Source organism: Ralstonia flaminis (assembly GCF_958415495.1).
Lineage (GTDB): Bacteria > Pseudomonadota > Gammaproteobacteria > Burkholderiales > Burkholderiaceae > Ralstonia > Ralstonia flaminis.
This window is the reverse complement of record NZ_CATZLL010000002.1, coordinates 99,612-119,883: the sequence shown is the minus strand read 5'-3', so window position 1 is coordinate 119,883 and position 20,272 is coordinate 99,612. Positions and strand designations below refer to the sequence as shown.

The following is a 20,272-nucleotide window of genomic DNA, read 5'->3' as shown; positions in this document are numbered from 1 at the left end:
GTGGCCGGCCTCAGTTGATCGGTTGCATGGTGGCTTCCTTGGCAAAGCGCTCCCGCAGGAATGCCACCAGCGCCTTCACCGAAGGCGGCACACCCGCGCGCGATGGGTACAGCGCATGCAGGTCGGCCGGCTCAGGCGTCCAGCTCGGCAGCACAGTCTGCAAGCGGCCATCAACAAGCGCCTCATAGCAGCAGTGCTGAGGCAAGATGGCAAGGCCCAGTCCGGCGATGGCCGCTTCGCGCAACGTGATGATGTTGTCGGCGGCAAAGCGCGGCCGGATGGGCAGTGCCAGCCGATGGCCGCGCGTATCCTGCAGAACCCAGTCACGGCTGCGCGCAAGTGTGCCCTGACCAAGGCACGGCAGGTTGTCGAGATCCGCTGGCGTGCTTGGCGCTTCCACGCGGGCAAGCAACGTGGGACTGCCCACCAGCACACGCGGCGAGGCCGCCAGATGGCGTGCCACCACGTCGCGCGACGGCAGTGGCCCGGTGGCCGCGCGAATGGCAACGTCGATGCGTTGTTCGATCAGGTCGACATAGGTGTTGGAGAGGTCCAGTTCGATGCGCAGCTTTGGGTGGGCATCGGCAAACTCGGCCAGCCAGCCGGCGAGCAAGGTCTCGGCCAGCAGCGGCGACGTGCCCACGCGCAACACCCCGGCAGGTTCGCTGCGCGCTGCGCCCGCCAGTGCTTCGATGGCAGCAGATGCATCAGCCATGTCGCGTGCATGCCGATACACCGCCTCGCCCACCGGCGTGACCGATACGCGATGGCTGGAACGCTGCAGCAGCCGCGTGCCCAGCTGCGTTTCCAGTTCGGCAATGCGCCGGCTCAGGCGTGACTTGGGGATGCCCGTGGCGCGCTCGGCGGCGGAAAAGCCACCGGCCTCCACCACGCGCGTGAAGAGGTACAGGTCGTCGAAGCGCTTCATGTGGGTGCAGTGTTGCAGTCGAACTGCATTGAAGCACAGGAAAGCGATTGCGACCGGCTTGTCACCGGAGTGGGGGGGCGCATTGCCTGCGCTGTCGGTGCCATCCACACCGTCATGGGGCTGAAGACGCGATCTTGCGCCCACACCTGGAGAGCATGCCAGCGGTTTCATGGAACGCTTCCAGACACGTCCCCCTGCGCTGAGCGGCAAGAAGACGACGAGGTTCGACAGCCGACCTCGTCGCCGCCTGGTCGTCACACGTCGAACCGGACGCCCTGCGCCAGCGGCAGCGCGCCGCTGTAGTTGATGGTGTTGGTGGCGCGGCGCATGTAGCCCTTCCACGCGTCCGAGCCGGACTCACGGCCGCCGCCGGTTTCCTTCTCGCCGCCAAACGCGCTGCCGATCTCGGCGCCCGAAGTGCCAATGTTGACGTTGGCTATGCCGCAGTCGCTGCCTGCCGACGACATGAAGCGCTCGGCATCGGTCAGGCTGCCCGTGAAGATGGCCGACGACAGGCCTTGCGGCACACCGTTCTGGATCGCGATGGCCTCGTCGGTGTCGCCGTCGTACACCACCACGTACAGGATGGGCGCGAAGGTCTCGCTTTGCATCACGTTGGTCGGCTTGGGCATTTTGACCAGCGCGGGGCGCACGTACCAGGCATCGGCACCGAGTTCTTCACGCACGCGTTCGCCGCCGAGCACTGTGCCACCTTCGGTGCGTGCCTGTGCCAATGCCTGTTGCATGCCATCGAAAGCGGCCTGGTCGATCAGCGGGCCAACCAGCGTGCCGTTGGCCAGCGGGTCGCCAATGGCAATGCTCTGGTAGATCTTTTCCAGGCGTGCCAGCAGCGTGTCGGCCACCGAGCGGTGCACGATCAGGCGGCGCAATGAGGTGCAGCGCTGGCCTGCCGTGCCCACGGCGGCAAAGGTGATCGCGCGGGCCGCCAGTTCCAGATCGGCCGAGGGCGTGACGATCATCGCGTTGTTGCCGCCCAGCTCCAGAATCGAACGACCAAAGCGCTCCGCCACCTTCACGCCAACTTGACGGCCCATGCGGGTCGAGCCCGTGGCGCTGACCACCGGCACAAGGTGGCTGGCCACCAGCGCCTCGCCCACGTCGCGCCCGCCGATCAGCAACTGGCTCAGCCCTGCAGGAATGGCGTCTGGTTTCTCCTGATTGAACGCATCCACCACCTGTTGCATCAGGTGCTGGCACGCAATGGCGGTCAGCGGTGTCTTCTCTGACGGTTTCCAGACGATGGCATTGCCGCATACCAGGGCGAGCGCCGCGTTCCACGACCACACCGCCACCGGGAAGTTGAACGCCGAGATGATGCCCACCACGCCCATCGGGTGCCAGGTCTCCATCATGCGGTGCCCGGGCCGCTCGCTGGCGATGGTCAAGCCGTGCAGTTGCCGCGACAGGCCGACCGCGAAATCGCAGATGTCGATCATCTCCTGTACTTCGCCCAGGCCTTCGGAGGCGATCTTGCCTGCCTCCAGTGATACGAGTTCGCCCAGGGCTGCCTTGTGCGTGCGAAGCGCCTCGCCCAGGCGGCGCACCAGCTCACCGCGCACCGGAGCGGGTACGGCACGCCACGTCAGATACGCCGTGTGTGCGCTCTGGATGGCGGTCTGCGCCTGCTCGGCGGTGTGCGACTTGACGCCGGCCAATACGGAACCGTCACGTGGGGCGCGGCTCGTCCAGTCCGTGCCTTCGTAGGTCTTCAAGTCCAGGCCCAGGGCGTTCAGTACTGTTTGCAATCGTGTGCGGGAATCTGCCATACATCCATCCTTACTGTTCTTTCGTGTTCAACTGATCAGTGTGCGCTTGCCGGGCGATCAACGCTCGACCACGCGGTTCCAGCGCTTGCTCCACTCTGGGCGCTCAGCGTTGATGACGTCCCAGTCCAAGGCCACGGCGGTCTTGAGAATGCCGTTCATCTTGTTTTGCTCTTCCGCAGCCTTGCCCTTGAGCGGTGCCTTCGGATTGACTGGGTTGTAGGAACCGTTTTCCATGGCGAGGGCCTGCGCCTCGGGGCTGATCAGGTAGTCCGCCAGCTTCTGTGCGAGATCGGCATCCGGGTTGTTGGCCAGCACGCACTGCGCAGTCAGCAGAACGACGGCGCCTTCCTTGGGCGCGACGAACTCCATCGGAATGCCCTTGGACTTCATCAGCTCAACCTGCGTGAGCGTGTAGGGGAACAGCGCCGCATCGCCTGCCTGCATCATCTCCACCACTTTCGACGAGTTGGGGATGTACTCGATCACGTTCGGGCCGATGGTGGTGGGCCATGCCTTGAATGCCGGGTCGACGTTCTTTTCCGTGCCGCCCTTGAGCCGGTTGAACATCAGGAAAGCGTCCAGCCCAAACGACGATGCCGGCATGGACTGCACGACCACCTTGCCCTTGTATTTCGGGTCAGCCAGGTCGCCCCACGAGGTGGGCGGGGTCCAGCCCTTGTCGGCAAAGATCTTGGTGCTGTAGGCGAGACCCGTCAGGCCCATCGATAGGCCCACTGCGTAATCGCCCTTGAGGTGGGCAATGGCGGGCACGGCTGACAGGTTGGCCGAGGGCTTGAGCTTCTCGCACAGCCCCATGCCGATCGCGCGGAACATGACGCCGTCATCCAGCGTCATCACGTGCATCTGCGCTTTGCCCTTGGTGGCCTGGGCCTTGGCGAGGATGTCGGTCGAGGTGCCGGGCACGACGACCACCTTGACGTTGTTGGCCTTCTCGAACGGCGGGAACACGAACTGCGTGTAGGTGCGCTCCATGTTGCCGCCATTCATGCCGATGTACAGCGTCTTGGTTTCGGCATGGGCAGCGCCGGCGGCGAGCAGGGCAGCACCGGCCGCCGCGGCAATGATGGACGTGATTGACGTGTGTGCGTGTTTCACAAGCATGGTGGTCTCCAGGGGCATCAAGTGCTTCAACTTCATCAAGCGGCGGGTGGCAGAAAACGGTGGATGGAAAAGGGCTCGATCGGCGTGGTGGTGTGGCCTTCGGCAATCAACTCGGCCATGACATCGCCCACACCGGGGCCGAGCTGGAAGCCGGCACCGGCAAAGCCAAAGGCATGGAACAGACCAGGGCGACGGGCGCTGGCGCCGATCACGGGTTGGTCATCCGGTAGGTTGCCTTCCGTGCCACTCCAGGTGCGGATGATGTGCGCGTCCTTGAGCTGTGGCAGCAGCGTGGCCAGTTGCGGCAACTGGCGCAGGATCGCCACGTGCGATGACCGTGCGCGTTGATCGTCCAGCAGGTAGCCGCGCCCGCCACCGAACACCACGTTGCCGCGCCGCACCTGGCGGCAGTAGATGCCACCGCCTTCCACGCCGAGGCTCCACGGTAGGAAGAAGGGTAAGGGCTCGGTCACGCCCATCGTGGGCGGGATGGTGAACATGGGTACCGGCTCGCCCCACTGCGCAGCAAACTGTGCTGCCCAGGCGCCGGCACAGTTGACCAGAACGGGGGCCTTGATCTCCAGGTCCCGATCATGCTGCCGCGCATGTACGACGAAGCGTGTGCCGTTGTGCTCGACCGACAGCACCGGCGCATGCTCGCGCACATCGGCGCCGGCAGCCTGCGCGGCGCGGGCAAATGCGGGAGACAGCAGGCGCGGATTGGCCTGCCCGTCCTCCGGGCACAGCGAGCCGCCGACAATCTGATCGCCCCCCATCGGGAAGTATTTTTGCAGCGCGGCGCGGCCCTCGATCAACTGCAGGCCTAGGCCGAAACCCGCGCTGCGCTCGGCATAGCCGGCCAGCGATTCCATATCAGCGACGCAGCGGGCGATCTTGAAGTGCCCGCTGCGCTCGTACTCCGCCTCGGTGCCGATCAGCTCGGTGAGACGCCCCCAGATCTGGTGTGAGCGCTGCGCGAGCGGCAACTGCTCGACGGCGCGGCCCTGGCGCCGCACGCCGCCGAAGTTGACGCCGCTGGAGCGCGAGCCGCACAGGTCACGCTCCAGCAGTGCGACCGTCAGCCCACGCTGGCGCAGGAACAGGGCAGTGGCGCTGCCCATGATGCCGCCACCGATGATGGCTACGTCGCATGCCAGTTGCTCATGCATGCTCGTCCTCCCCGGCGGTGACATCCAGCGGTAGCGGTTTGATTGGCGCCTGACCGCGCAGGCGGCCCACCTGTGCCAGCGGTACGGAGCGTACGTGCGCCAGAATCTCTGCTGCCGCAGCACCACACATACGGCCTTGGCAACGGCCCATGCCCACGCGGCATAGCGCCTTGAGGCGGTTCAGTTCGTGTGCTCCACACTCGGTGGCCGTCTGGCGCAGCGTGCCAGCGGTGACGTTCTCGCAGCGGCATACGACCAGATCGTCGCTGGCGTGCGCAGCCCACGCGTCTGGAAACGGAAACGCCGTTTCCAGCGCGTGGCGGAATCGCTCGATTTTCTGCAGGTGCGCACGCAGGCGGCGTACGCGGTCGGTATCGATCGAGATCTGTCGATCCTGCAGTAGCGCGAGCGCCGCCAGCTCGCCTGAGGACTCGGCGGCATCGGCGCCCATGATGCCGGCGCCATCGCCCGCCAGGTACACGCCCGTCACCGAGCTGCGCCGCATCGCATCGATGCGGGGCACATGACAGCGGTGCAGCGTGGAGAACTCGAACGCGCAGCCCAGCAGATCAGCCAGTTGGGTTTCGGGGCGCAAGGCGTAACCCATGCCCACGGCGGAACACGCGGTGCGCTGTTCGCGGCCGGCGCTGTCTTGCCACACCAAATGTTCAACCGCCGCATCGCCCTCGGCACGCAGCAACCGCACCCCGTGGCGCATGGGAATGCCGTGCAGCTTGAGCCAGGCGACCAGCGCCATGCCCTTGGCCATGACGGCAGGCTGGCCCAGCATGGCCGGCGCGGCCTTGTAGCGCGCGGCAGCCGGTGCCGTGTCGAGCACCGCCACCACGTTCGCCCCTGCCTTGGCGTATTGGCTGGCCACCAGGTACAGCAGGGGGCCGGTGCCGGCAAACACCACGGCATCGCCAATCGCGCAGCCTTGATACTTGAGCGCGACCTGTGCGCCGCCCAGCGTGTAGACCCCCGGCAGCGTCCAACCCGGGATGGGCAGTACGCGATCGGTGGCGCCGGTGGCCACGATCACGTCGCGCCAGGCGAGGCTGCTGATGCCGCGCGTGGGTACGTGCAGCAGGTCGAGCAGATCGGGCTGTGCATTCCACACCAAGGTCTGCGGGCGATAGTCGATCTGCGTGCGGAGTCGGTCGAAGGTTGCATGCACGGCCTGCGCCCGCGCGGCCTCGGTGCCGTACAGCTCCGCAGCAGAGCGGCCAAAGCCATCGGGTTGGCGACGGTAGATCTGGCCGCCCGCGCGTGGCGCTTCGTCCAGCACGATGGGTTTGAGGCCGTGCGCCAGCAAGGTTTCGGCCGCGCGCACGCCTGCGGGCCCGGCACCGATGATGACGGGCGGCAAATCGTGCTGGCTCTGACGCTGCAACGTGGGCGCAACGGGCACAGTCATCGTCACCATTGCGCAGTTCCCTCGCTGGCGGCCAACTGCGTGCAGATATGCATGCCCGGCTCGATCATGGTCTGGCAGGCGCGCAGTGATCGGCCATCGGCCAGGCGCACCCAGCAGTCCTGGCAGGCGCCCATCAGACAGAAGCCGGCACGCGGTTGCTGGCTGAATTCGTTGATGCGCAATTGGCGTGTTTGCGTGAGCACCGCCGTCAGTACGGTGTCGCCGGCCAGTGCTTCAGCGGGCTGACCATCCAGCACGAAAGCCACCGTGGGGCGGTTGCGTTCCTTGAGGCGCTGGAGTTGCGCAACTGCTATCGGGCTTGCAGGAGCATTCATTGCGGTCTCTGTCTCAATGCTTGCCGATCAGGATGCGGTCCAGGCCGTAGACCCTATCCAGCAGCAACATCAGCGCCAGCGTGAGGAAGACGATCAGCGCCGAGACGGCGGCCATCATCGGGTCGAGCGATTCGGTGGCGTACATGTACATGCGTACCGGCAGCGTGACGGTGGCGGGCGACACCACAAAGATGGACATCGTCAGTTCATCAAAGCTGTTGATGAACGCCAGCAGCCACCCACCGGTGATGCCCGGCAGGATCATCGGCAGCGTCATGCGGCGGAACACCGTAAAGCCGCTGGCGCCCAGTGAGTAGGCCGCATGTTCCACCGAGTGATCGAAGCCCACGAGCGCGGCCATCACCAGCCGCATTGTGTAAGGCGTGACGATGAGTGCGTGCGCGAAGATCAGCCAGCCGAAGCTGCCTTGCCCGCCCACCAGCGAAAACATCCGCAGCAGCGCCACGCCCAGCACGAGGTGCGGAATGATCAGCGGCGACAAAAACAACCCCTGCAGAAACTGCAGCCCCGGCGCCCGCGAGCGGACGATGGCCATGGCCGCCGGCACCGCCAACGCAGTGGAGAGGGTGGCAGCCGCCACACCCAGCCACAGGCTGTTCCAGAACGACTGCACAAAATCTGGGTGATGCAGCACCTGGTCAAACCAGCGCAGCGAGACATGGCTGGTCGGCAGCGTGAGCGTTTCTTCCGGGGTGAAGGCGACGATGCACACGATCACCAGCGGCGCCAGCATGAAGGTGATGACGAGCGCGTTGAAAGCGAGCGCGAGGGGTCCGTTCTTTTGCATGTGCGCCCCCTCAGCCCAGCGTTTTCTTGTAGCGGCTTTCGATCATGCGGTTCCACCCCAGCATGATGATCAGATTGGCCGCCAGCAGAATCAGCGCAATGGCCGCACCCAGCGGCCAGTTGAGCTCGTTCAGGTACTCGTCATAGATGAGTGTGGCCACCATCTTCACGCGGCGCCCACCCAGCAGACCCGGAATGGCGAATGAACTGGCCGACAGACCAAACACGATCAGGCTGCCCGAGAGAATGCCCGGCATGACCTGAGGCAGCACCACACGGCGCAAGGTGGTGAAGTGCGATGCGGACAGCGAGAGCGCGGCGTTCTCCACCCACGGGTCGAGCTTCTGCAGCGACGTCCACACGGGGATCACCATGAAGGGCAACATCACGTGCACCAGCGCAATCACGATGGCTGTCTCGTTGTACAGCAGCTTGACCGGGCCGATACCGATAGCCTTGAGCAAGCTGTTGATCAGTCCTTCAGGGCCGAGCAGCATGCTCCAGCCGAACGCACGCACTACTACCGAAATCAGCAGCGGCGCCAGGATGACGAGCAGAAAGATCGAGCGCCAGGGTTTGCCCATCCGGCTCAGGATGTAGGCCTCTGGCGCGCCGACCAGAATGCACACCACCGTCACCAGTGCGGAGATGCGCAGCGTGCGCCAGAAGATTTCGTAGTAGTACGGGTCCTGCACCACGTGCAGGTAATGCGCAAACGTGAAGGTGCCCGCGATAGGCCCCTTATCGGCATCAAAGGCGTTGAAGGACAGCACCGCGCTCAACGCCAGCGGTACCAACAGCATCACGGTGAACAGCGCCAGCGCAGGGCCCGTCATGCTCCATGGCACCCAATTGAATCGACGGGTCATACTGCGACCTCCGCGCCAATCACGCGAACATAGCGGTCCTGCCAATCCACGCCCACGGTCTGGCCGACATCGCACGGCGCATCGCCATCGTTGACGGCCGACACCAGCAACGCACCCAGCGGCGTGTCGACGGTGTACATCCACTGATTGCCGAGGAAGAAGCGTTCGGTCACGCGGCCTTCGCATCGGCCGGTGCCGTCGGCGGTACAGGTCATCTTTTCGGGGCGCAGCGCCAGTACGACCGAGTTGCCCGAATTGCCGGTCAGGGTGCCCGGCGGCAGCGCCACCTGTACCGACCCCACGGCGGCGTGCATCTCACCATTGTTGCCCGATACCACCGAGGCATGCAGCAGATTGGCCTTGCCGACAAAGGTGGAGATGAACGCATTGCGCGGATGCTCATATACCGTGAGCGGTGTATCCACTTGCGTGATGCGTCCGGCCTCCATGACGACCACGCGGTCGCTGATCGACATGGCCTCGGCCTGATCGTGCGTGACCATGATGGTGGTCGTACCCACCTTGCGCTGGATTTCGCGCAGCTCGAACTGCATCTCTTCACGCAGCTTGGCGTCCAGGTTGGACAACGGCTCATCCAGCAGCAGTACCGGCGGCTTGATGACCAGCGCCCGTGCCAGGGCAACACGCTGGCGCTGGCCGCCGGAGAGCTCGCGCGGATAGCGGTCGACGTGCTTGTCCAGATGCACCAGCGCCAGCGTCTGCATGGCGCGCTCGCGGCGTTCGGCCGGCGGGCACTTGCGCATCTCCAGACCGAATTCCACGTTCTCGCGCACCGTCATGTGCGGGAACAGCGCGTAGGTCTGGAACACGATCCCCAGGCCGCGCGCGTTGGCCTTGGCACGGGTGATGTTCTTGCCGTCCAGCTCGATCGTGCCGGCAGACACCTCTGCAAAGCCCGCGATCATCTGCAGGGTCGTGGTCTTGCCGCAGCCCGAGGGGCCGAGCAGCGAGACGAACTCGCCCTTGTGCACCTCCAGGTTGAAGTCTTGAACCACACGGAGGTCGCCGTACTGCTTGGAGACATGGTTGAGGCGCAGAAAACTCATCGGTCATCCTTTGCGACGGGGCCTTAGTTCTGGGTCCTAAGCGCCGCACTTCTCTGTCTGAAGAATATGGATATGCTATTGCAATGCACGTGCCAGGTCGTTGAATTTTCCTAGGTGTATACGCTGTAAACGGAATATTTCTCCAAGTTATTCCGTTTAACGGAATACAATCGATCCACCAAATTCGCTCCATTCCAGCTTCATGGCTTCTGATTTCGAAGACGACGCGCATCAGCGCAGCGCCATGCACCGCACCTTCCAGATCCTGCGCACCATGGCGGAGCAGCAGCACCAAGGTGTGCGTGTCACCTACCTGGCCAAGACGCTGGGCATGACCCCTGCCACGACGCACCGTCTGCTGCAGGGCCTGACGCAGGAAGGCATGGTCGAGCAGGATCAACAGAACAAGCTGTACCGGCTGAGCCTGGATCTGTTCTGCCTGGCGGCCCAGGCAGGCACGGTGAACGATCTGCGCACAGTGGCCAGGCCGGCCCTGCTGCGCCTGAATGCCAGCCTGGGCGACACGGTGCTGCTGCTGGTGCGTTCGGGTTTCGACGCGGTTTGCCTTGATCGCGTAGAAGGCCAGTACCCGATCCGCACCTTCACGGGCGATGTGGGCGGCCGCGTGGAACTGGGCGTGGGCCAGGGCGCGATGGTGATCCTCGCGCACCTGCCGGAAGCCGAGCAGGAAGAGGTGCTGCGCTACAACCTGCCGCGCATCCGGCACTACAGCGTGTACGACGAGGTCTACCTGCGCTCTGAAGTCAGAAAGGCCCGCGAACGCGGCTACAGCGCCAAGACCGACGGGTTGCTCGAGGGCATGGCCGGTATTGCGGTGCCAGTGTTCGATCGCAACGGCAACGTGGTTGCCGCGCTGTCGGTCGGCACGCTGGTCAACCGCCTGAGCGCCGAACGTCTGCCCATCGTGGTTGACATGCTGCTGCGCGAAGCCAACCGGCTGACCACGCAGATCAACCCGTTTGATCCGACGCTGCGTCGGCCCATGCATTCCATGGCGGTGAGCGACGCGTATCGTGCGATTTGAGGGGCAATCTGATTCGGCTCACTGAGTGGGTTCTGCGGCCAGCACCCGGCCCGGATTCAGCAAGCACTGCGGGTCCAGCGCCTGCTTGATGGTGCGCATCAGTTGCAGGGCCACAGGCGTCTTGTAGTGCGGAAGCTTGTCGCGCTTGAGCGCACCAATGCCGTGCTCTGCCGAGATCGAGCCGCCAAACCGGTGAACGGCCTGATAGACCGCATCGCTGATCGCCGCCTCATGCGCCGCGATGAACGCGGCCGCATCTGCACCAGCCGGCGCCTGCATGTTGTAGTGCAGGTTCCCATCGCCCAGGTGCCCGAAGTTGATCAGCCGCACGCCCGGCGCCAGTGCTTGGAGTTGTGCATCGGTTTGCGCCACGAACTCGGGAATGCGTGAGATCGGCACAGACACATCGTGCTTGATGTTGAGGCCCTCGGCCGCCTGCGCCAACGTGATGCTCTCGCGGATGTGCCACAGATCATGCGCCTGGCGGATGTTCTCGGCGATGATCGCGTCGGTCACGATGTCGTCTTCCATCGCTGTTTGCAGCAGGTGTTCAAACCGCGCTCTGGCGTGTGCTTCGGATTCGCTGTCGGACGCTTCCAGCAAGACGCACCACATCGTCTCGCGCCACATCGGCACGCGTAGATGGGGGTAGTGCGCGTCAACGAGCTTGAGCGCTCCCTGGTTCATCACTTCAAAGCCCGTGAGTGCGGAAGACAGATGCCGGTGCGACAAGGCCAGCAACGCCGTGGCCGCCTCCAGCGAGGGCACGGCTGCCCACGCTGTCAGCTGCGCTGCGGGTTGCGGATACAGCCGCAGCGTGGCCGCCGTGATGATGCCCAGCGTGCCTTCGCTGCCGATGAACAGGTTGCGCAGGTCATAGCCGGTGTTGTCCTTGCGCAGGCCCTGCAGGCCTTCCCAGACTTGCCCGTCAGCCAGCACCACTTCCAGCCCCAGGCATAGCTCGCGCGCGTTGCCGTAGCGCACCACCTGCGTGCCGCCCGCGTTGGTCGCCAGGTTGCCGCCGATGGTGCAACTGCCCTCTGCACCCAGGCTCAGCGGAAACAGCAACCCCGCCTCGTGCACCGCCTCCTGCAGAGACTGGAGCACGCAGCCCGCTTCCACCGTGACCGTCATGTTGGCGAGGTCGATGGCGCGTACGGCCTGCATGCGGCGCAGGCTCAGGATGATCTGCTCGCCGTCGGCATTGGGCACCGAGCCTTCGACGAGGCCGGTGTTGCCACCCTGCGGCACGATCGAGACGCCGGCCTGGGCGCATGCACGCATCACCTTGGCCACTTCTGCGGTACAGGCGGGTCGTACTACGCAGTACGCCTTGCCGCGCACACGCTGGCGCCAATCGGTTTCGAATTCGATGCACGCATCGCCGGTCAGAACATGGGCGGCCCCCACGATGTCGCGCAAGGCAGGGATCAGGTTGTCGGGTGTCATGGCAACGGCGATGAGGGTTGTCAGTCGAGGGGGCTGTCAGTGCAGGAGTTCAGTCACGGCCGCAGCGAGCCGCTGCACGGCTTGCTCGATCTGCGGCACGTCGGGCGCGGCGAAGGACAGGCGCATGGTGTGGTGCGGCGCGCTGTCGGGGTAGAACGCCTTGCCGGGTACATACAGCACCTGCTGGGCGACAGCGGCATCGAACAGCGCCTGTGGGGCGATCGACTGTGCAAACGTGGCCCAGACGAACATGCCGCCCGCTGGCGGCGCGCAATGCACGCAGCCGTTCAAGCTGGAAGCGATGCCTTGCACCAGGGCCTGCATGCGCCGCTGATATTCGATGCGGGCACGCTGTACCGTGGCCGGGTAGCGTCCGCTTTCCAGGTAGCGGGCGGCCACCATCTGCGCCAGTGGCGATGTACACAGGTCCACCGTCTGCTTGGCGACGGCGCAACGGCGCAGCAGGCTGCTGTCGGCCAGCATCCAGCCTACCCGCAGTGCCGGGGCAACGGTTTTGGACAGGCTGGAGAGATACACCACCGGGTTCACGCCGCCATCTGCCAATCGGTCGCCTATGGTGCGCAGCGTGGGCGGCATCGGTGGCGTGCTGCCATCCGGCGCGTCAGCGGTGTCGAATTGCAGCTCGCCGTACGGATCGTCTTCTACCACCCAGAAGCCATGGGTGCAGGCCAGTTGCACCAGGGCCTCACGGCGCTCGGCGGCTAGCAGCGTGCCCCGAGGGTTGGAGAAGTTCGGTACGGTGTAGAGCAGCTTCGGACGCTGCTTCGCGGGCAGCTGGCGTAGCAACGCGGCCAGTGCGTCGGCTTGCAGGCCGTGCTCGTCCATCGGCACGGGCACGATGTGCGCTTGCGCCAGGCGCAAGGCTTGCAGCGTGGCTGGATAGGCAGGCACCTCCACCAGAACCGTATCCCCTGGTTCGATCAGCACGCGTACCAGCAGGTCGAATGCTTGCTGTGAGCCTGTGGTCACCATCACCTGTTCAGCACCGGACTGAATGCCGCGTTCGCGCATCAGGGCAGCCAGCGCAGTGCGGAGGATCGGCAACCCTTCCGTTGCGCCGTACTGCAGCGTTTGCGCATCGCCCGTCATGGCCCGGGCGGCGGCGTGTGCCAGCCCTTCGGCATCGAACAGGCTGGGCGACGGATAGCCGCCGGCCAGCGAGATCATCCCCGGCTGACTGAGGTAGGGGAACAGCTCGCGGATGGGCGAGCCCGCAGGTTGCGCAAACGGGGCGGCAAAGGCCGGCATGTCGATCATGCTGCGGCATCCACGACGGGCATGCCGCGCAGCGCGGCGCGCAACTGGTCGACCGAGCGTTGCTGTGCCGCTTCGTATAACGCGATTTCGTCATGCACGAGCCCACCCAGCGCGGCTTCAAACGCTTGCTGTGCGGCATGGGCCTGATACTGCTTCTGCTCTTCGCCGCCCAGGTTGGACTGGAAGATGCCCGCCGCGCTCACCGGCAGGAAGTCTTCATACGTGATGGGATCGGCTTGCGCCCAGCCTTTGGCCAGCAGCACATCCAACGACGCTTCGGCGTCGATCTGCGCTGCCTTGCCCGATGCCGTCAGGCTGTAGCGGTAGTAGGCCAGGCCTTGGGCGCGCAGTGCCTCATGGGTGTCCGGAAAGGCGCGGAACGCCAGTGCCAGTCGACTCTCGTAATCCGGCGCGGCGCTGCCGGCATTGCCCATGTCACGCACCTCGGCCAGCAGCTGGTCGTACAGCGCACGACCCTTGCGCGTCAGGGCGACGCCGCGCTGCTCGATCTCGCCAAAGCGCGCCGTATGCGCACCGGCATCATCAGTAAAGCGCACGGTTTCCTGCAACGCCTTGAAGCTGGTCTGGCGCAGCAGGATGGGGCAATCGCGTCGCGGCGGGCCTTCCACCACATCCTTGGCATCCATGCCGCGCGCGGGCATGGCGGCCTGCGCAGCGTCGATGTCGAGCGTACGTGGCGTCAGGTGGTTGATGTGCGGCCCCCGGAAGCAAACCACGTCGGCCACCAGGCGGTGAGCCGCCTGCAGGGCGCGGTAGGTTTCGGCGTCGACGGTTGCGGTGCTGTGCCAGCGGAAGGTCTCCAGCGCCTCGAGCACGAAGGCATCGGCATCTGCGTCGCAGAGGCCTCCATCGGTCTCGCACTGCGCGATCAATTCCAGCACGCGCGGCGTGAAGATCTGGCGGCGTGCCAGGATGGTTGCCGCCTTCTCGCGCAAGCCAGGATCGGCAATCAGCTCCAGCCGCAGCAACGACGTGAACACGCGGAACGGATTGGCCGCCAATGCAGCATCGGCCACCGGACGAAACGCCGTGGAGTGCACAGGAACACCCGCCACCGACAAATCGTAGTAGCCCACTGGCTCCATGCCCATGACGGCAAACAGCCGTCGCAGCGTCGCCAGCTCGGCTGCTGTGCCGACGCGGATGGCGCCGTGGCGCTCCACATCCAGTCGCTCCAGCTCACCCGCATGCGTCATCTGCGCGCGTAACGTGGGTTGGGCGTCCAGCGTGCGCGTGTTGATGTCGGCTACCAAGTCGATCAGGGCGCCGTATTGCGGCACTTCCTGACGGTACATGCTGGACATGGCGCGCGAAAAGCGCGTGCGGATGTCGTCTGCGCAGACAAAGGAACCGGCCGTGGGTTGATGCGATTTGATCATGAATGGGCAGGGTTGGCGTGGACTGGAACGATGCTAGAGCGGGCACCAGGACCCGGTCAAACGATAATCCGGACAGAGTTCATTCCAGAATAGAATGATCTGCCAGATGTCAGCTTGACCACCCAACCCAATCGCCAGGGCCTTGCATGTTCCCGCCACGCCGCTTTCTGCCGCCCATGTCCCTGCTTTGCGCATTTGAGGCGGCTGCGCGCCATCAGAGCTTCACGGCTGCTGCCGCTGAACTGCATCTGACGCAAAGCGCGGTCAGTCGGCAGATTCGTGCGCTGGAAGATCGCCTGGGGGCCGAGCTGTTCGTGCGTGAGCGCCAGACCGTGCGTCTGAGCCCGGCAGGCCAAGCGTACGCGGAGGAAATTCGCGGTGCGTTGATGCGCATTTCCAGCGCCACGGTTGGCTTTCGTGCGAATCCGCAAGGGGGCAGCCTGAACCTGGCCATCCTCCCCACCTTCGGTACCCGTTGGCTGGCACCGCGCCTGCCGCAGTTTTTCGATCAGCATCCCGGCATCACGATCAACCTGACGACGCGGCTATCGCAGTTCGACTTCCAATTGGAGACAGTGGATGCGGCCATTCATTTCGGCCCGCAGCACTGGCCGGGGGCCGAACTCGCCTTGTTGATGAGCGAGACCGTCGTGCCCGCATGCAGCCCGGCGTTTTTGGCCCGGTACGCCTTTGCGCAGCCGCGCGATCTGCTGGGTGCGCCGTTATTGCACCTGGCCTCGCGCCCCGATGCCTGGTCGCGCTGGCTGGCCACCCATCAGGTAGACGGGGGCGATACGCAAGGCATGGTGTTTGACCAGTTCGCTACCGCCGCCCAGGCCGCTGTTGCCGGCCTGGGGGTGGCATTGCTGCCGCGCTTTCTGATCTCCCACGAGTTGCGGCAGGGCGATCTTGTTCTGGCCTTGCCTCATGTGCCGGAGATGGAAAGTGCCGAGCGCTACTATCTGGCCTGGCCTACTGGCCGGACCGACTATCCGCCACTGCAGGCGTTGCGAACATGGCTCGTGCAAGCGGCGCAGGACTTCACGCAGGCACAGGCTGCCGCGTGATATGCAACAGTGGCAAACACTGCATGACGTGTCGATGACTGTTCTGTAAAGTTCGCAGATCGCATCGGGCAAGGGCGTGGGTGTGCCGTTCCCGATCGCTGAAACACAAGGCTGACGTTACTTATCGCTCATGTCCATCCAACACGCGCTGCTCACTTCCCTGCTCGAAAAGCCTTCGTCCGGCTACGAGCTTGCCCGCCGCTTTGACAAGTCGATGGGCTATTTCTGGAGTGCCACCCATCAGCAGATCTACCGCGAGCTTGGCCGCATGGCCGAGGCCGGTTGGGTCAGCATGGAAGAAGAGGAAGACGGTCGCAAGAAAACCTATACGGTCCTGCAACCGGGGCGCGAAGAGCTTGCGCGCTGGGTACTGGAGCCGACGGTGTCGTCGGACAACCGTGAAGAGGTGCTGGTGAAGCTGCGGGCCGAGGCCGTGATCGGTCCGCTCGGCTTTATCGACGAGATGCAGCGCCTGATCGAGCAGCATCGCACGCGCCTGAACACCTTCCGCGAGATCGAGCAGCGTGACTTCATGCGCCCTGATCTCACGCGTGCGCAGCGGCTGCAGCACGCCGTGCTTCAACGCGGCATCGTTTACGAAGAAGGCTGGCTCGCGTGGGCAGACAATGTGCTGCCGTTGCTGGAGCCAGCCTCAGTAACCGCTTAAAGGCCAAGCGGCCTTCAAGCAGAATTACGCCGTTGCCTTGTCGCCTGCCGGGGCGCGTAGCGCCTCGATGTTGTTCAGGCGACGGCGTGCCACTTCAAACTCCTCGGCAAAGCGCTTGACGAGTTCCGCCGCCGGCACCACGCGCTTGACCGCGCCCACGCCCTGGCCGGCACCCCAGATGTCTTTCCATGCCTTGGCCTTGGCGCCGCCACCGGAGCCGAAGTTCATCTTGCTCGGGTCCGATTCCGGCAGGGCTTCCGGGTCCAGGCCCGCGCTCTCGATGCTCTTGCGCAGGTAGTTGCCGTGCACGCCCGTGAACAGGTTCGTGTAGACGATGTCGCTGGCAGTGGATTCCACGATGGCCTGCTTGTAGCCTTCGATCGCGTTTGCCTCTTCGGTGGCGATGAACGCCGAGCCCACGTAGGCCAGGTCTGCACCGGCAGCCAGCGCTGCCAGGATGGCATTGCCGTTGGCGATGGCGCCCGACAGCAGCAATGGGCCGTCAAACCATTCACGAATCTCGTGGATCAACGCAAACGGCGAGGTCGTGCCCGCATGGCCACCCGCGCCGGCCGCCACGGCGATCAGGCCATCCGCGCCTTTCTCGATCGCCTTCTTCGCGAACTTGTTGTTGATGACGTCGTGCAGCACGATGCCGCCGTAGCTGTGCACTGCCTGGTTCACGTCTTCACGGGCACCCAGCGAGGTGATGACGATGGGCACCTTGTACTTCACGCACAGCGCCAGGTCGTGCTCCAGGCGGTCGTTCGACTTGTGCACGATCTGGTTGACGGCGAACGGTGCCGACGGCTTGTCCGGATGTTGCGCGTCGTACTCGGCCAGCTCCGTGGTGATGCGCTGCAGCCAGGTTTCCAGCAGTTCGGCCGGGCGCGCATTGAGCGCCGGGAATGAGCCAACCACGCCTGCCTTGCACTGCGCGATCACGAGGTCGGGGTTGGAAATGATGAACAGCGGCGAGCCCACCACAGGTACGGACAGGCGGTTTTGCAGAATCGGCGGCAGCGACATGGCAGTCTCCGTTGGAATCGAATCGTTATGGAATCAGGAACAGCGGCGGGCGTTGGGCTCAGGCCTCGGCCTTGAGCGCGGCGAGCTTGTCGGCCAGCTTGGCTCCCATGGCGGCGCCCAGCGCCTGCAGGCCAGTGGCGGGGCGGACCATCACCTCGAACTCGACAATCTTGCCGCTCGCATTGAAGCGGATCATGTCGATGCCCTTGAGCGATTTGCCGCTCACGTTGGCGCTGAATTCCAGCACCACGCTCGCACCGTCATCCGTGGCGAAGCTGCGGTGGTATTGGAAGTCTTCAAAGACCGTGTTGACGGTGCGCAGCACCAGCGTGGTGGCGGTGCGGCCCGGGTACGCCGTGTGCGCCACGGGCGAGCGGAAGACGACGTCCTCGGCGAACAGGTCGTCGAGCGCGTCCATGTTGCCGCTCTCAAGCATGGCGTGCCAGGCGGCGAGCGTGGCTTGCGACTGGGCGGGCAGAGCGGTAGGAATCGGCTGGGTCACAGTGTCTCCTGAGCAGAAGTGCAACAGATTGCATCAGCGTGGAGGCAACATAGCACAGCACCTTTTACTATGCAACAAGTTGCATAGTGTGTTGATTCGAACGGAAGCGGTGCTTTAGTCGCCTGCGTGATCAGCGTGCTGTGCACGCACCACGATGACGGTGCGGCGCGACAACTTGACCGTCCGTTCAGCCACGCTGCCCAGCAGGATGCGCGCGAGCCCATGCTTGCCCTGCGAGCCGACGACAATGGTGTCAGCTTGCCAGCGCTCTGCCTCGTGTTCGAGTGCGTTGCCGATGTCGTCGTCCGTGGGGGAGAGCATCAGCACGCCGGTTTCAGCAGTGGTGCCATTGGCATCGAACTGGCGCTGTAGCTCGGCCAGCGAGGTGCTGGCGGCGCGGTGGAGTTCCTCGCGCAGCGTGTCGACGCTGTAGATCTCACGCGATTCCGGCATGGTTGGCGAGCCGATGGCCCAGACCACGCGCACCCGGCCGTGAAACGCGCGGGCGAGCGCGGCGGCTTCCTCCACCGCCAGATGGGCTTCGTGTGTGCCGTCAAAGGCAACAAGAATGCGTTGATGCATGGGGCGCTCCGCAGGATTGGAATGTGGATGCCCTCACTGTAGCAGCGCAGGTGGGCTGTGCTGCACCCCGGGGTGGTTCGGGTTTGCGCCGAGTCAAGCTGGCGGCGTGCCCACGCGCGCTGGGTGCGCCAGCAGCAAATCCAGCAGCCCTTGCGCCGCCACAGATAGGCTGCGCCCCTCGCGCCGGATCACGTACAGCGTGCGCACCAGCCCTGGCAACGGCAGTGGTCGTACCACCAGTGCCGGCAAGCGGAACTGGAACAGTGCCAGCGCCGGAATGACGGTGATGCCCAGGTTGGCCGCCACCAGCGCGGCGGCGGTGGCCAAGTGCTCGACCTCCATGCCGCTGCGCAGCTTGGTCGGGTGCAGGGCCGCATCGAGGTATTGGCGGATGCTCGTGTTGCGCGCGAGGTGGATGAACGGCGCGTCGACAAGGTCGCCCACACTGAGCGAGGGTTTGCGCGCGAGCGGGTGATCCTGGTGGCAGACAAGATGGAAATCGTCCGTGCAGAACGGCTGTGCGGTCAGCCCGGCCATGTCTGCACCGATGGCGGCGATGGCGAAGTCCGCCGCGCCGCGCCGGACCATGTCGATGCACGGATCCGACAGCAAGTCGTGCAGGGCGAGTTGAATGCCCGGGTGCTGCGCGGAAAAATCCGCCAGCACGCCTGGCAGGATGCCTGCCGCAATCGACGGCAGCGCGGCCACTGTGACACGCCCCGTGCGCGCGGCGGCGCGGTCGCGCAGTTCGGCAAATGTGGCCTCGAAGTCTGCCAGCAGGCGCAGGGCGGATTCGGCAAAGGCTTCGCCCTCGGGCGTCAACTCAACGTGCCGCGTGTTGCGGTCGAACAGGCGTACGCCAGCCTCGGCCTCCAGATTCTGGATCAACGCGCTGAAGGCCGATTGCGACAGGTGACAGGTCTGCGCCGCCTGCGTGAAGTTCTTGTGCTCGCGCAGCGCGGCAAAGGCGCGGAGTTGCTTGACGGAGAGGTTCATATCAAGCTGCAGCGCCTGTCGTGATCAGCCAATTGGTGTGCAGAGTTCCACAAGCGTGCCGTCGGGGCAGCGCAGATAGGAGACCGTCTGGCCCCAGGGTTTGACTTGCGGTGCTGCGATCTCGGTCGCTCCGGTAGAGATGGCATGACGATGCGCGGTCTCGACGTCGGGCGTGACGAAGGCAAGTTCGATCCCGAGCGGCTTGTCAGACTGGCTGGCATAGACAAAGCCGGCCGGCGAGTGCGATTCGGCAAGCTCGCGTGCGGCAAAGGCGAGTGTTGTGGCGCCGGTTTCGAGTTCGCCGTAATCGTTCGTTTCTGCCAGGAAGCGGCGCTCAAACCCAAACGCGGCTTCAAAGAATGCCAGCGATGCCGGAACGTCTGGCACATACACGATGGTGTATCCGAACTTCATCTGCATCTCTCCAATAGCGATGGGCGCATCTTAGTCGGGAATCCTTAGCGTGAGCAGCGCGCTCGACAGTGATTTGCCATGCGCATCCAGCGCCAGCGAGCGCGTTACGCCACCGGCCAGGGCGCCGTGCAGCACGAAGTTGAGTGCACCCAACTGCGGCAGCACGTAACGTTCGACATTGCCGTGGACGAGTTCAGCGAAATGCGCGCGCACGCGCTCGGCTGTCACGTGCGTTTCGAGCACGGCAAAGTCTTCCGCGCGATGGGCGATGACGGAGATGCACGAGATGTCGCCCTTGTCGCCGGCGCGGGTGTGGGCGAGGTCGCGAAGGATGCGGGTCAT

At 64.7% G+C, this 20,272-nt stretch carries 21 protein-coding genes; 3 read left to right on the top strand and 18 right to left on the bottom strand.

Annotation, left to right across the window (positions count from 1 at the left end):
- Positions 1-10 precede the first annotated feature (10 nt).
- The 9 genes from R2N11_RS03165 to R2N11_RS03125 all read right to left on the bottom strand — a co-directional run bounded on the left by R2N11_RS03165 (position 11) and on the right by R2N11_RS03125 (position 9,501).
- On the bottom strand, positions 11-928 hold the full coding sequence (locus tag R2N11_RS03165) for a LysR family transcriptional regulator (protein ID WP_316680105.1): 918 nt from the start codon (positions 926-928) through the stop codon (positions 11-13).
- A gap of 254 nt (positions 929-1,182) precedes the next feature.
- A complete protein-coding gene (gene amaB, locus R2N11_RS03160; protein ID WP_316680104.1) occupies positions 1,183-2,715 on the bottom strand; it encodes an L-piperidine-6-carboxylate dehydrogenase in 1,533 nt (510 codons plus the stop codon).
- A gap of 57 nt (positions 2,716-2,772) precedes the next feature.
- A complete protein-coding gene (locus tag R2N11_RS03155) occupies positions 2,773-3,837 on the bottom strand; it encodes an ABC transporter substrate-binding protein (RefSeq protein WP_104656479.1) in 1,065 nt (354 codons plus the stop codon).
- A gap of 35 nt (positions 3,838-3,872) precedes the next feature.
- Positions 3,873-5,006, bottom strand: a complete 1,134-nt coding sequence (locus R2N11_RS03150; RefSeq protein WP_316680103.1) for an NAD(P)/FAD-dependent oxidoreductase — start codon at positions 5,004-5,006, stop codon at positions 3,873-3,875.
- Positions 4,999-6,423 (bottom strand): FAD/NAD(P)-dependent oxidoreductase, encoded by a 1,425-nt coding sequence (locus tag R2N11_RS03145; protein WP_316680333.1) that lies wholly within the window; start codon positions 6,421-6,423, stop codon positions 4,999-5,001. The genes R2N11_RS03150 and R2N11_RS03145 overlap by 8 nt, the downstream gene beginning before the upstream one ends.
- 2 nt (positions 6,424-6,425) lie before the next feature.
- Entirely contained in the window at positions 6,426-6,758 is a 333-nt protein-coding gene (locus R2N11_RS03140) for a (2Fe-2S)-binding protein (protein ID WP_316680102.1), read from the bottom strand.
- Between the two features lie 13 nt (positions 6,759-6,771).
- Positions 6,772-7,566: an ABC transporter permease gene (locus R2N11_RS03135; RefSeq protein WP_199027276.1), complete on the bottom strand. Its 795-nt coding sequence runs from the start codon at positions 7,564-7,566 to the stop codon at positions 6,772-6,774.
- A gap of 10 nt (positions 7,567-7,576) precedes the next feature.
- Complete coding sequence (locus R2N11_RS03130; RefSeq protein WP_199027278.1) at positions 7,577-8,434, bottom strand: ABC transporter permease; 858 nt, start codon at positions 8,432-8,434, stop codon at positions 7,577-7,579.
- On the bottom strand, positions 8,431-9,501 hold the full coding sequence (locus R2N11_RS03125; protein ID WP_316680101.1) for an ABC transporter ATP-binding protein: 1,071 nt from the start codon (positions 9,499-9,501) through the stop codon (positions 8,431-8,433). Before R2N11_RS03125 ends, R2N11_RS03130 begins: the two co-directional genes overlap by 4 nt.
- A 202-nt stretch (positions 9,502-9,703) precedes the next feature.
- Between R2N11_RS03125 and R2N11_RS03120 the strand changes: the two genes are divergently transcribed.
- Positions 9,704-10,546 carry an IclR family transcriptional regulator gene (locus tag R2N11_RS03120; RefSeq protein WP_199027281.1) on the top strand — a complete coding sequence of 281 codons (843 nt, stop codon included), beginning with the start codon at positions 9,704-9,706 and terminating at the stop codon, positions 10,544-10,546.
- Positions 10,547-10,564: 18 nt separating this feature from the next.
- Here the strand turns inward: R2N11_RS03120 and R2N11_RS03115 are convergent, their stop codons facing one another.
- From R2N11_RS03115 to hglS, 3 genes are read right to left on the bottom strand one after another with little or no spacing between them, the layout of a single operon-like run.
- Positions 10,565-11,995 carry an FAD-binding oxidoreductase gene (locus R2N11_RS03115; RefSeq protein WP_316680100.1) on the bottom strand — a complete coding sequence of 477 codons (1,431 nt, stop codon included), beginning with the start codon at positions 11,993-11,995 and terminating at the stop codon, positions 10,565-10,567.
- Positions 11,996-12,031: 36 nt separating this feature from the next.
- Positions 12,032-13,264: an aminotransferase-like domain-containing protein gene (locus R2N11_RS03110; RefSeq protein ID WP_316680332.1), complete on the bottom strand. Its 1,233-nt coding sequence runs from the start codon at positions 13,262-13,264 to the stop codon at positions 12,032-12,034.
- 5 nt (positions 13,265-13,269) lie between these two features.
- On the bottom strand, positions 13,270-14,673 hold the full coding sequence (gene hglS / locus R2N11_RS03105) for a 2-oxoadipate dioxygenase/decarboxylase HglS (RefSeq protein WP_316680099.1): 1,404 nt from the start codon (positions 14,671-14,673) through the stop codon (positions 13,270-13,272).
- A gap of 146 nt (positions 14,674-14,819) precedes the next feature.
- On the opposite strand from hglS, the gene R2N11_RS03100 reads away from it, so the two are divergent.
- A complete protein-coding gene (locus R2N11_RS03100) occupies positions 14,820-15,740 on the top strand; it encodes a LysR substrate-binding domain-containing protein (protein ID WP_199027288.1) in 921 nt (306 codons plus the stop codon).
- A 130-nt stretch (positions 15,741-15,870) separates the two neighbouring features.
- Entirely contained in the window at positions 15,871-16,407 is a 537-nt protein-coding gene (locus R2N11_RS03095) for a PadR family transcriptional regulator (protein WP_199027290.1), read from the top strand.
- Positions 16,408-16,431: 24 nt separating this feature from the next.
- Here R2N11_RS03095 and R2N11_RS03090 read toward each other — a convergent pair whose 3' ends face one another.
- From R2N11_RS03090 to R2N11_RS03065, 6 genes are all read right to left on the bottom strand, one after another.
- On the bottom strand, positions 16,432-17,436 hold the full coding sequence (locus tag R2N11_RS03090) for an NAD(P)H-dependent flavin oxidoreductase (RefSeq protein ID WP_316680098.1): 1,005 nt from the start codon (positions 17,434-17,436) through the stop codon (positions 16,432-16,434).
- 58 nt (positions 17,437-17,494) lie between these two features.
- Positions 17,495-17,938, bottom strand: coding sequence for a nuclear transport factor 2 family protein (locus R2N11_RS03085; RefSeq protein ID WP_199027294.1), 444 nt, complete (start codon positions 17,936-17,938; stop codon positions 17,495-17,497).
- Positions 17,939-18,052: 114 nt separating this feature from the next.
- Positions 18,053-18,520: a universal stress protein gene (locus R2N11_RS03080; protein WP_316680097.1), complete on the bottom strand. Its 468-nt coding sequence runs from the start codon at positions 18,518-18,520 to the stop codon at positions 18,053-18,055.
- Between the two features lie 93 nt (positions 18,521-18,613).
- On the bottom strand, positions 18,614-19,516 hold the full coding sequence (locus R2N11_RS03075; RefSeq protein WP_316680096.1) for a LysR family transcriptional regulator: 903 nt from the start codon (positions 19,514-19,516) through the stop codon (positions 18,614-18,616).
- Between the two features lie 24 nt (positions 19,517-19,540).
- On the bottom strand, positions 19,541-19,930 hold the full coding sequence (locus tag R2N11_RS03070) for a VOC family protein (RefSeq protein ID WP_316680095.1): 390 nt from the start codon (positions 19,928-19,930) through the stop codon (positions 19,541-19,543).
- Positions 19,931-19,960: 30 nt separating this feature from the next.
- The gene (locus tag R2N11_RS03065; protein WP_199027302.1) at positions 19,961-20,272 is read right to left on the bottom strand and encodes an AtuA-related protein; all 312 of its coding nucleotides are present in this window, start codon (positions 20,270-20,272) and stop codon (positions 19,961-19,963) included.